The sequence below is a fragment of the Vibrio sp. VP6 genome (assembly GCF_028823755.1).
GTDB classification, from domain to species: Bacteria; Pseudomonadota; Gammaproteobacteria; order Enterobacterales; family Vibrionaceae; genus Vibrio; species Vibrio parahaemolyticus.
Map to the genome: position 1 here is coordinate 20,803 of NZ_JAPEID010000050.1, position 10,647 is coordinate 31,449.

At 46.0% G+C, this 10,647-nt stretch carries 9 protein-coding genes; 7 read left to right on the top strand and 2 right to left on the bottom strand.

Annotated elements, in window-relative coordinates; translation table 11 throughout:
- The first annotated feature begins 14 nt into the window (after nucleotides 1-14).
- From OU793_RS21690 to OU793_RS21720, 7 genes are all read left to right on the top strand, one after another.
- Complete coding sequence (locus OU793_RS21690; protein WP_005462926.1) at nucleotides 15-1,499, top strand: hypothetical protein; 1,485 nt, start codon at nucleotides 15-17, stop codon at nucleotides 1,497-1,499.
- A complete protein-coding gene (locus tag OU793_RS21695; protein WP_005478159.1) occupies nucleotides 1,483-3,066 on the top strand; it encodes a GGDEF domain-containing protein in 1,584 nt (527 codons plus the stop codon). Before OU793_RS21690 ends, OU793_RS21695 begins: the two co-directional genes overlap by 17 nt.
- A 245-nt stretch (nucleotides 3,067-3,311) precedes the next feature.
- Nucleotides 3,312-3,692, top strand: a complete 381-nt coding sequence (locus tag OU793_RS21700) for a DUF3302 domain-containing protein (RefSeq protein WP_025575899.1) — start codon at nucleotides 3,312-3,314, stop codon at nucleotides 3,690-3,692.
- The gene (locus OU793_RS21705; RefSeq protein WP_005478401.1) at nucleotides 3,692-4,822 is read left to right on the top strand and encodes an HlyD family secretion protein; all 1,131 of its coding nucleotides are present in this window, start codon (nucleotides 3,692-3,694) and stop codon (nucleotides 4,820-4,822) included. The genes OU793_RS21700 and OU793_RS21705 overlap by 1 nt, the downstream gene beginning before the upstream one ends.
- A gap of 337 nt (nucleotides 4,823-5,159) precedes the next feature.
- Entirely contained in the window at nucleotides 5,160-5,696 is a 537-nt protein-coding gene (locus OU793_RS21710; RefSeq protein WP_159404393.1) for an ECF-type riboflavin transporter substrate-binding protein, read from the top strand.
- A 6-nt stretch (nucleotides 5,697-5,702) separates the two neighbouring features.
- Nucleotides 5,703-7,442, top strand: coding sequence for an ABC transporter ATP-binding protein (locus OU793_RS21715; RefSeq protein WP_140103239.1), 1,740 nt, complete (start codon nucleotides 5,703-5,705; stop codon nucleotides 7,440-7,442).
- On the top strand, nucleotides 7,439-8,278 hold the full coding sequence (locus OU793_RS21720) for an energy-coupling factor transporter transmembrane protein EcfT (protein ID WP_140103240.1): 840 nt from the start codon (nucleotides 7,439-7,441) through the stop codon (nucleotides 8,276-8,278). Before OU793_RS21715 ends, OU793_RS21720 begins: the two co-directional genes overlap by 4 nt.
- 82 nt (nucleotides 8,279-8,360) lie before the next feature.
- Here OU793_RS21720 and OU793_RS21725 read toward each other — a convergent pair whose 3' ends face one another.
- Nucleotides 8,361-9,542: an MFS transporter gene (locus OU793_RS21725; RefSeq protein WP_140103241.1), complete on the bottom strand. Its 1,182-nt coding sequence runs from the start codon at nucleotides 9,540-9,542 to the stop codon at nucleotides 8,361-8,363.
- Nucleotides 9,543-9,745: 203 nt separating this feature from the next.
- Entirely contained in the window at nucleotides 9,746-10,600 is an 855-nt protein-coding gene (napH, locus tag OU793_RS21730; protein WP_025559569.1) for a quinol dehydrogenase ferredoxin subunit NapH, read from the bottom strand.
- Between the last annotated feature and the right edge of the window lie 47 nt (nucleotides 10,601-10,647).

Below are 10,647 nucleotides of genomic sequence, written 5' to 3' on the forward strand. Positions count from 1 at the left end.
CATGGATGTGAACGTTGGATAAAACCCAAATTCAGCTAGAAGACGAGCTTAACTCACTCAAAGGGCAAGTGAAAACGCACCCTGAACGCACTCTTCGCCTCGCCGAGCAGTGCCGCATTCGCGCGGAACAAATACTGTTTATTGACGGTGAAATCAAAGCGTTACTCGTCATGGCGCACAGTTGTTGGTGTTTGATGGAATATCGCCAAGGGCTGAAATTCATCAAAGACGCCTACAATAAGCAAATCCAACTGGACACTGACGATCACCTTCCAGAAATTCTGCATATCTTCGCCCTTCAATACTGGGGACAAGCCAAATATTACTCGGCGCAGCAATATTGGATTAATGCCTTGGAGCAATCGGCTTTGGTCGATGATATTGAGATTCAGATTGAATCCCTGATTGGTCTTGGCAATGTTTGGCGCATCACCAACGAACACAAACTTGCCGCATCGACTCATGAGCTTGCAGTTAAAGTGGCAAACAACGTCCGAATTGCATGGTTAGAAGGTAAAGCTCGCATTCTGCTTGCTTGGGACTACTATCTCCTTAACAACTTTATTGAGATGCTAACGGTACTTGATGGCGCAACAGAAGTGCTCAAAGACCATGAAGACAGCACTTGGCAAGCCGAAATTTGGGACTTTAAAGGCTTGGCACTCCTTGGCTTAGAACGCCTAGACGCTGCGGAAGAAGCAACCCAAAAAGCGCACAAGCTGGCCATTGAGCACGATCTAACGTGGATGAAAGCACACTCTTTCATCAGTCGAGCAAGACTAGAGCTACTGCGTAAAAACACAGACAGCGCAGCCGAGTTGTTGCTTGCCGCAGAAGAATCCGCGCTTAATTTCGATAACGGCGAACTGCTAAGTCAGATCTGTTTTCAGCAATCTCGCGTTGCTGAAGAGCAAGGCGATTTCGAAGCGGCATTTAATGCGTTTAAAAAATACCGCAAACATGCACTGAAAATGCTCAAAGAGCAGACCAATCGTGTCAGCATGGATAAAGCGCGCGGCTCAAAACGCCAACTCGAACAACGTGCTCGCAAGCTCATCAATCGTATTCGCTCTCAACATGAATACGATCCCGAAAAGCAGTTTTCTAACGTCGTTTCTGAAACGTACTGGTGGGAACAACTGGTTCTATTTAAGACTGAGCTTAAACGCTCTAACCATGCGGTGATCATGATTCGCCACTCCAATCCTGCATTTCTCGATGCGTGTACTGAACTGGTTCACTCATTAACGACGCCAAGCGATCTCATTTCACGCCTATCTAGCGATCGACTCGCTATGTTGATTGCCGAAAAAGATCAAGCCGCAGAAGAGCTCTACCGAACCGTGCATGCCATGTTAGACATTTATCCATGGGAACGACGTGGCCTCAAAGGGCCAAAACCGACATTGTATTTACAAGACATCCTGACTTTCCCATTTACTTTAGAGCAGTTGGAAGAAAGCTATATTGAGGTAATGAAGAATGGAACTACTGCTTAGCAAAGTCACTGACGCAGGCATCGATCCTTCTTCTGTTTCTGGGGAAGAAGCCATCACGCTTTGGGAACATATCGGTCGACACATTGCGTCCACCAGCCGTGAAAAAGCACATTGCCTAATTATCAGCGCAGAATACCGCCGCGAAATCAAACAGCTTTGTGACAGTATCGAAGAGCTTAGACAAGCATTAGAACTGCTCTCATTACCTGAGGATGTCGAAGATATACTGTCGGTCAAAGCAAGTTTAAGCGAACGGTTGGTTGAAGTTGGTGATTACAATTCTGCCCTCACCGAGTACATCGCCTCCACCAACATCGCAGTGGAATACGGTTTTATCGACGAATACGTTTTAGCGATCATTGGCATGGGCAACTTATGTGATGCTTATGGCGATCACAACCGTGCTCTACGTTACTACCAAAAGATCGACGCGATTGATCACGCCATCAGCAGTCGCTCACTTCGTTTGCGTTACAAACTGTATATGCTCGCCTGTTACATCAGTCTAAAACGCGTGGCCGAAGCCAGCGAATTATTGGGTGAATGTGAAGAGCTCAGCATCCTAGTAAGCGACAAAAACCTCGCCGCTCAAACACATTTGTATCGCGCTAAATTGCATCGTCTGCAAGAAGAGTATTCCGAAGCGCTGCTTTCCATATCCAGCATTAAGTACACCACCGGAAGTGCGACCACCTATTGGCTCTCAACCATGGTCAAAATTGAAACGGCGTATTGCTTGAATGGTGTTGGCCACACTTCGTTGGCCAATTTACTATTGGAGTCCATCGGGAAGCGAATTAAAAAGCATTCTTCGCCCATTCTTGCGAAACGTTTTTACAACGCAATGAGCAAAGTCAGTGCGTCACAAGGGCAGTTTCAGCAAGCTTTAAGCTGTGAGAAACGCGCTTTTCGTATTGAATCAGACTTAATAAAACACATCCCAATCAGCGAATTGGGCGCGGCTCAACTGCGTCGATTGTCTCGCTTTGAATTGCAGTTAAAGCTCATTCTGTCTGAGATTGAAAATAAAGAGCTTAAAGAGACGACCAAACAACACAAAAATACCGTAGCTCAGTTACAACAAGACGTATTTACCGATCCCCTTACCTCGTTGCACAACCGCCGCTGGTTAGAGGTAAAACTGAAAGACATGTTGCTGCACGACACTCCATTCGCATTGATGGTCATCGACATCGATCACTTCAAATCCATCAATGACGAACTGAGCCATTTGGTGGGTGACAAAGCGATCAAAAGTGTGTCACAGGAGCTGGCAGCCTACTTCAAATTTAAAGGTGCATCGTGCGTGCGATTTGGCGGTGAAGAGTTCCTTGTAATTCTTGAGAACAGCCAATTGGAACGCGCAGAAATGCACGCTGAAAACTACCGCGAGCGTATTTTTAAATATGCATGGCGAGACATTCTTGGCGAACGCGGCCTAACCGTTTCCATCGGTATTACACTCCATCGCGAAGGGGAAAACACTCAGCGCACCTTCTACCGCGCCGATAAAGCCTTGTATCGTGCCAAAGCCAATGGCCGAAACCAAGTCTGTACCGAACTTTAAGCCACGCCCCAGTTGAAATCTGGGGCTTTATCATGCTTTTTATCAGCCCTACCCGAATCCATTCACTTTTTGTTTAAATCTGTACTCAATCTCGCCAAACTTGCCTACAACTATCAGTACGTACTGATATCGCATAAACATAATTCGCACATAAAAAGCGCTTGATTCATCTATAGTTAAGACAAATACTTAAACCGTTAATTTACGTAAGTTTTTCCAATTCGCAACAAGCACAGGTAAGTAAGATGTTTCTAGACTATTTTGCACTTGGGTTACTCATCTTCGTTGCTTTAGTTATCTTCTACGGAATCATTGTTATCCATGACATCCCGTATGAAATTGCTAAAGAGCGTGAACACCCGCACCAAGACGCAATTCACTACGCAGGTTGGGTCAGCCTGTTCACACTGCACGCACTTTGGCCATTCCTTTGGATATGGGCAACATTGTGGCGCAAAGAGCGTGGTTGGGGTTTCAAACAACTTGAGCAAGAAACACACGACATTCATCACCGTCTTGAAGAACTCATCGACGAAGTCAACGAACTCAAAAACGAAGTATCGATGTTGAAAAAACAAAAGATTCAGCAAAAGCCTTTGACTGAACAAAGTAAAGAGGACGAATAATGGATTTATTGCTGATTCTGACTTACGCAGCTCTTTGTATCGCCATTTTTAAAATCTTCAATATTCCTCTAAACAAATGGACGGTCCCGACAGCTGTACTTGGTGGCGTAGTATTGGTGGGCACACTTGTGCTGCTTATGAACTACAACCACCCATTTACTCAGTTAGGTAACCAAGTGTTCCCAACTACGCCTATCGTCTCTGGTGTACGTGGCCGCGTTGTGGAAGTGCCAGTTCAAGCGAACCAACCGCTCAAAACCGGCGATATTCTCTTCAAAATAGACCCTGTGCCATTTGAAGCGGAGGTCGCTCGCCTTGAAGCGAAAGTCAAAGAAGCAAGCCAAGGTGCGTTGGGTTTAGAGTCTGATCTAAGAGAAGCAGAAGCTGCGGTTTTAAAAGCACAAGCTGATAGAGATAAAGCGCAAAGAGAGTTTAGCCGATATCAAAGAGGCTTTGATCGCGGCGCGTTTACTGAACAAGATTTAGATACTCGACGCCAAGCGTATAAAGCGGCAGAAGCCATGCTAGACGTTGCGATTTTGCAACAAGAACAAGCGCAAATCGCTCTGGACTCTGAAATTGGTGGTGAAAACACTCAAGTCGCGCAACTTCTCGCAGAGCTGCGTAAAGCAGAGTTTAACCTAGAACAAACTATCGTTCGTGCGCCAACCGATGGTTACGTTACGCAATTGGCTTTGCGTCCTGGTGTGATGGCTGTGCCGTTACCGCTTGCTCCTGCAATGACCTTTGTGCATACCGAAGACATTACGTACACCGCTGCGTTCAGACAAAACTCGCTACAACGTTTGAAGCCGGGCTTTGAAGCTGAATTTATGTTCCGCGCAATTCCGGGCAAAGTGTTCCGTGGCGAAGTCATTGACGTGATTCCGGCCATTGGTGAAAGTCAAATTCAAGCCAGAGGTGCTCTACTTGGTACCGATGCCTTGCGCACGAGCGGACGTGTATTTGCGAAGCTAAAAATCACGGACGATTTGAGCGAATACCACCTGCCAATGGGTACTGCGGTTGAAGTCGCAGTTTACTCAGACAGCTTTACTCACGTATCAGTGATGCGCAAAGTGCTTATTCGCATGAAGAGCTGGCAGAACTATTTGTACCTAGACCATTAATGAACTGCTAGCTCATTCATTTATCGATGAAAATAGCATCAAAAAGTGTAATCGGGGGCTGACAATCAGCCTCCGATTTCATTCTAGCCATCCAGACAGATAGCATTCCCACTTTTATCAATATTCTGTATAATGCGCGCCTTATTTTTAATGCTTGCTAAAAAACAAAGCCAGTCAAAGGGATACGTGAATCAAATCACACATTTCCTGAAGAAAAATAGAGCAAACAATAAGCAGCTTGGTTGTTTTGGATATATGTTACACAATCAAATAACCAATGCTTTCCAACAATATAAATGAACGTTCTTTAAAATCGACAATTGAACTGAGGTTATCTATGAATCTTTCTGCTAAAACCGTTGTGGTTATTGCAATTGGTGCTGCTCTTTACGGCATCGGTGGCTTACCTATGTTTGGCATCCCTGTGTTTGCGAACACAACGCTAAAACCAGCAATGGCAGTATTAGCATTGTTCTCAGTACTATTTGGCCCACTTGTTGGTTTTATTGGCCACTGGGTCACCGACCTATTTGCAGGTTGGGGCGTATGGCTCACTTGGGTACTTGGCTCAGGTATTGTTGGTTTGATTATCGGTCTATTCCCTTCTCTAACGCGCTACCGTTTGGAGAAAGGTGATTTCAATATGAAAGACTTCGCGTTATTCGTGGTACTTGCACTATTAGGCAACGTATTTGGTTACGGTTGCTCTGCATTCCTCGACACGATTTTGTACGCAGAACCGTTCACTAAAGTGTTTACCCAGCTTTCTATTATCGCGATCGGTAACACCATTCTTATTGCTATTGTTGGCTTCTTCATTCTTAAGTCTGTCGCTAAACGTAACAAGCAAAGCCGTAACTTAACAGAGGCTTAATGTCGAATGACAATCGAATTTTCTAACTTCTCTTTTAGATATGAGTCGCTGGACAAACCGACGCTAAAAAATATCAATCTAAGGATAGAGAAAGGAGAGAAAATCGTCATTATTGGTCCAAGTGGTAGTGGTAAATCTACCCTTGGGCAATGTCTTAACGGACTGATCCCACACGCAATCAAAGGGGAAACCAGTGGAACATTGACCATCAATGGTCAAGACACCGCCCCTTTCGACATGCACCAATACACTGAGCAAGTTGGCACCGTACTGCAAGATACGGACAGCCAATTTGTCGGCTTGAGCATTGGCGAAGACATCGCATTTGCGCTGGAAAACCAGCTAACTTCTAACATCGACATGTACCCATTAGTCAAAGCCACGGCCAAAATGGTCGACTTGGAACAGATGTTAGATCGCTCTCCCCACGATTTATCTGGCGGGCAGAAACAGCGTGTTTCTTTGGCGGGCATTCTCGTCGATGACGTCGATATCCTTTTGTTTGATGAACCACTAGCTGCGCTTGACCCTAAAACGGGTAAAAAAACCATCGAGATCATCGATGATCTACACCGCGAAACGGGCAAAACCATCGTAGTCATTGAGCATCGTCTTGAGGACGTTCTGCATCGCTCAGTTGACCGTATTATCTTGATGGAAAGCGGCGAAATCATTGCCGATACAACGCCAGATGAAATTTTAGCGTCGCCTCTGCTAGAAGATTACGGCATCCGCGAACCGCTTTATATTTCGGCTCTGAAAGAAGCAGGCTGCGCGATTGAGGGCGATGCAAAACCTTCTAGCTTAACTACCTTACCGTTGGAGCAATATAAACCAGCAGTACAAGCATGGTTTGATGGTTCAACAGCACAACCACCTAAAACGCCAGCCGAGACTTTGCTTGAAGTCCGTGGCCTCACCTATTCTTACGACGGTGAGAAAAATGCGCTAGAAGACGTGAGTTTTGACATCAAGCGTGGCGAGTTTGTCTCTGTACTTGGCAAAAATGGCTCGGGTAAATCGACCATCACCAAACTGATTATGGGCGTTATTGAAGCGGATAGCGGCTCAATGAGCATGAATGGTCAAGATCTAAACGAACTGACCATCTTCGAGCGCAGCCAGAAAGTGGGCGTGGTGATGCAAAATCCGAATCACATGATTTCCCATCACATGATTTTCGACGAAGTGGCCTTCGGCCTCCGTAATCGTGGCGTTGAAGAGAAACAAATCGAAGCTAAAGTACTTGAAGTCCTTGAGCTGTGCGGTTTGAGCAAATACCGTCACTGGCCAATCGAAGCATTGAGCTACGGCCAGAAAAAGCGCGTAACCATTGCGTCAATTTTGGTCTTGGAACCAGAGCTTCTGATCCTTGATGAACCGACGGCAGGTCAGGACTACCGGAACTACACGTCTATGCTGAGTTTCATCGAAAAGCTCAATCGCGAGTTGGGCGTAACCGTGATGATCATCTCTCATGACATGCATTTAGTGCTGGAATACACTACGCGCTCTATCGTGATTGCAGACAGTAAATTAGTCGCGGATGCACCAATGACGCAGGTATTCAGCAGTCCAGAGCTACTAGACCAAGCAAACCTCACCACAACAAGTCTGTTTGATTTGGCTACGAAAGTTGGCATCGAAGACACCAATGGCTTTATGCAGCATTTTATCAATGTAGAAAAAGCGCACCGCCAACAAAAAAGCAGCGAAGTAAACCAACCAGAGAAAGCAGTGGCATGAAAGACAATAAGATGAAGTTTGGTATCAACTACATCGATACCCAATCGCCACTTCACAAGTTGAATGGCATTACTAAGTTCTTGCTTTTCATTGCTTGGGTGACGGTGGTGTTGACCACATTTGACTTGCGAATCATCGCTCTATTGATCGTGCTTGGTTTAGGCTTACTGAAAATGACCAAAGTGCCATTTCATGTCTACAAACCGCTTTTACTGGGTACAGGCACGGTATTGCTGATCAATACCCTGTTTATGTTCGCGTTAGCGCCACAACAAGGTACTGAGTTCATGGGCTCATCAACGGTTTTACTCTCGTTACCCGGTAATTACTCGCTCACTCAAGAGACGTTGTTTTACTTAGTAACAGTGACGTTGAAATACTTCAGCATGTTCCCAATCGCATTGGTGTTTGTATTTACCACTCACCCGACGGAGTTTTCAGCCAGCTTGAACCGCTTAGGTGTGCCTTACAAAATCGCCTATGCCGTGAGCTTAACGCTGCGCTACTTGCCAGAAGTGAAAAAGGACTTTGTTAACATCATGCACGCGCAACAAGCACGCGGAGTAGAACTGAGTAAGAAGGCTCCGTTGTTCACTCGTATGAAGAACGTGGCGAAGATTCTTGGCCCTCTGATTTTCTCTAGTTTGGACAGAGCCGACCAAATCTCAAACGCGATGACGTTGCGTGGCTTCGGCCGTCACTCATCTCGCACCTGGTACAGTCTAAAACCCCTGACCAAAGCCGATATGATCTGTATGACGGGGATTGCGGTGATAGTGATTGCTGCAATCAGCAAACGTATTATGGACACACAACTGTTCTGGTATCCGTTTTAACGCGAGATAATCATAAAAATGGGATGCCGATGCATCCCATTTTTCTATCCAGATTATGGCTTAGTCTTTTGAGTAGTGAGCACTAACTCCACCTCAACAATCGCGTTTCGTTCCCCTCTTCCGGCTTCGCTGGAATATTGAGTGACAACAACAAGCTAACGGCGGCCATACCCGCTCCGATGTAGAAAACGCTAGAAGGCGACACTAACCAAATCATCCCGAATGTAACGGGAATCACCACCGCTGCGATGTGGTTGATGGTAAACGCAACGCCAGCGGTCGATGCCATATCGGCCGGATCAGCAATCTTCTGGAAGTACGTTTTAATCGCCAAGGCGAGCGCAAAGAACAAGTGGTCGACAACATACAGCGCCGCAGCCCATTCCGCCGTTTGCACCAAACCATAGCCTACAAAGACGAAAATCAAACCGACGTATTCAAACGTTAATGCCTTACGCTCACCGACAACACCGATAAAACGGCCAATGCGCTTGGCAAATAAAAAGTTAAACAGGTAGTTGATCAAAAACAGTAAGGTAATGTCTGCGGCAGAATAGCCAAACTTCTCTACCATCAGGAAGCCCGCAAATACAGTGAAAATCTGTCGACGCGCACCACTCATAAAAGTAAGCGCGTAATACAACCAGTAGCGTTTACGCAGTACGAGTTTCTTATTTTGTGGCACAGCTGTTTTGAACTGAGGAAACGCCAGTGCCATCACGATGATCAACACAAAGCCAACGCCACCCGCCAACAAATACACGGTTTTGAAATCAAATTTAAGCTGCTCTAGAAAAATCCAAATCGCGCCGTAGGTAAACAGAGAAGCCAGAGCGCCGACCGAGATAAACTTGCCTAGCATTTCTGGCGCTTCTTCTTTCGATAGCCATTGCAAAGACAGGGACTGCTTCAATGTTTCAAAGTAGTGAAAACCAGTGGACATCAACAAGGTCGTAAAAAGTAAACCGTACAAAGTGGGAAAGTAACCTGTTAATGCTGTACCAAGTGTTAGCATCGCTAAAGACACCAACATGAATCGTTGTTCGCGGATAAACAACAACACAAACACGGCGGTAAAGGCTAAAAAGCCCGGTATTTCACGCACACTTTGTAACAAGCCAATGTCCGCCCCATCAAAGTTCGCTTTTTCAATAACAAAGTTATTCAGCAAAGCCATCCAGGTAGAAAAGACAATGGGCACAATAATCGAGATCAACAGAAGGAAATTTTGCGGCGTTCTCCAGCCGTGAGAAGAGGTATTCATGATGCATCCTTTAGATATGAAGTCATCATCATAGCTTCAAATGTAACAAATTCGCAATATCATTATTATTTATGGTCACATACGCACTGTTGCGATTCTAAGTGCACTGAGGATATGACCAATACAGAAAACATCGCGCCCAATGATGAAAGTGAGCGCGATGTGTAAAAGGCAAGAAAAAGGTTGATGAGTGACTTATCGACTTAGTCGATGTTTTTCACATTAAGGCGATTTTTGAATTCAAACACATGTTCTGGACAAACATCCAAACAGCGGCCACAACTTATGCAGTTTTGATCCATAACTCGACGATCTCCCTCTTTCAAAGGCTGCCGAAGCACTTCTGGTTCTGGGCAAACATAAAAGCAGTCCATGCATTTCGTGCAATCCTCGCGGCGAACAGCGGTAACGCGCAACAGGCTTTTTCGGCCTATCACGCCATAGGTAGCTCCCAGTGGACATAAGTGCCCACACCACCCATGCTCAACCAAGAGTAAGTCCAGTACGAACACCAGTGCGATCAGCACCCAACCTGCGCCCATACCAAACACCAATCCACGATGCAGTGCCGCTACTGGATCTAACCATGTCCAAAGAATCGCGCCAGACAGCGCGCTGCCCAACATCAAAACTGGGATCAGCCAATAGCGAATAGCAGGAGACCAACGATAGCTCGCTTTAATGTTGAACTTTCGGCGCAGCCACGCCGCCAAGTCCGTCACGATGTTCAACGGGCATACCCAAGCACAAAATGCGCGCGGCGCTAAAATCGCGTAGAACACCACGACAATCACTACGCCTAACAACGCATTAAACTCCGGGATATGCCCTGTCGCCAAAGCTTGAAGCACTATTAACGGGTCACTTAAAGGGACCGTATCGAGCAACATACTCGATGAGAGGTTACCGGTTAGAACCCCCAATGTCGGCCCTGCCATAAACAGCGCAATAATGGTGAGCTGACATAGCCGACGTAAAATCAGAAACCGATGCGCGCGCCACCAACCAAGCTTTTCAACCGCTTCTTTGCCAGCATTTTGAGCTAAGTTCTTTGCCATTACTTACCTCCTTTTAGCGATTCAAGCGCACCTTCCGGTACAGGCGT

What these genes read in the sequence shown, in the direction of transcription:
- OU793_RS21695 (WP_005478159.1), top strand. Translation starts at nt 1,483, where the DNA reads ATGGAACTACTGCTTAGCAAAGTCACTGACGCAGGCATCGATCCTTCT.
- OU793_RS21700 (WP_025575899.1), top strand. Translation starts at nt 3,312, where the DNA reads ATGTTTCTAGACTATTTTGCACTTGGGTTACTCATCTTCGTTGCTTTA.
- OU793_RS21705 (WP_005478401.1), top strand. Translation starts at nt 3,692, where the DNA reads ATGGATTTATTGCTGATTCTGACTTACGCAGCTCTTTGTATCGCCATT.
- OU793_RS21710 (WP_159404393.1), top strand. Translation starts at nt 5,160, where the DNA reads ATGAATCTTTCTGCTAAAACCGTTGTGGTTATTGCAATTGGTGCTGCT.
- OU793_RS21715 (WP_140103239.1), top strand. Translation starts at nt 5,703, where the DNA reads ATGACAATCGAATTTTCTAACTTCTCTTTTAGATATGAGTCGCTGGAC.
- OU793_RS21720 (WP_140103240.1), top strand. Translation starts at nt 7,439, where the DNA reads ATGAAAGACAATAAGATGAAGTTTGGTATCAACTACATCGATACCCAA.
- OU793_RS21725 (WP_140103241.1), bottom strand. Translation starts at nt 9,542, where the DNA reads ATGAATACCTCTTCTCACGGCTGGAGAACGCCGCAAAATTTCCTTCTG.
- napH (WP_025559569.1), bottom strand. Translation starts at nt 10,600, where the DNA reads ATGGCAAAGAACTTAGCTCAAAATGCTGGCAAAGAAGCGGTTGAAAAG.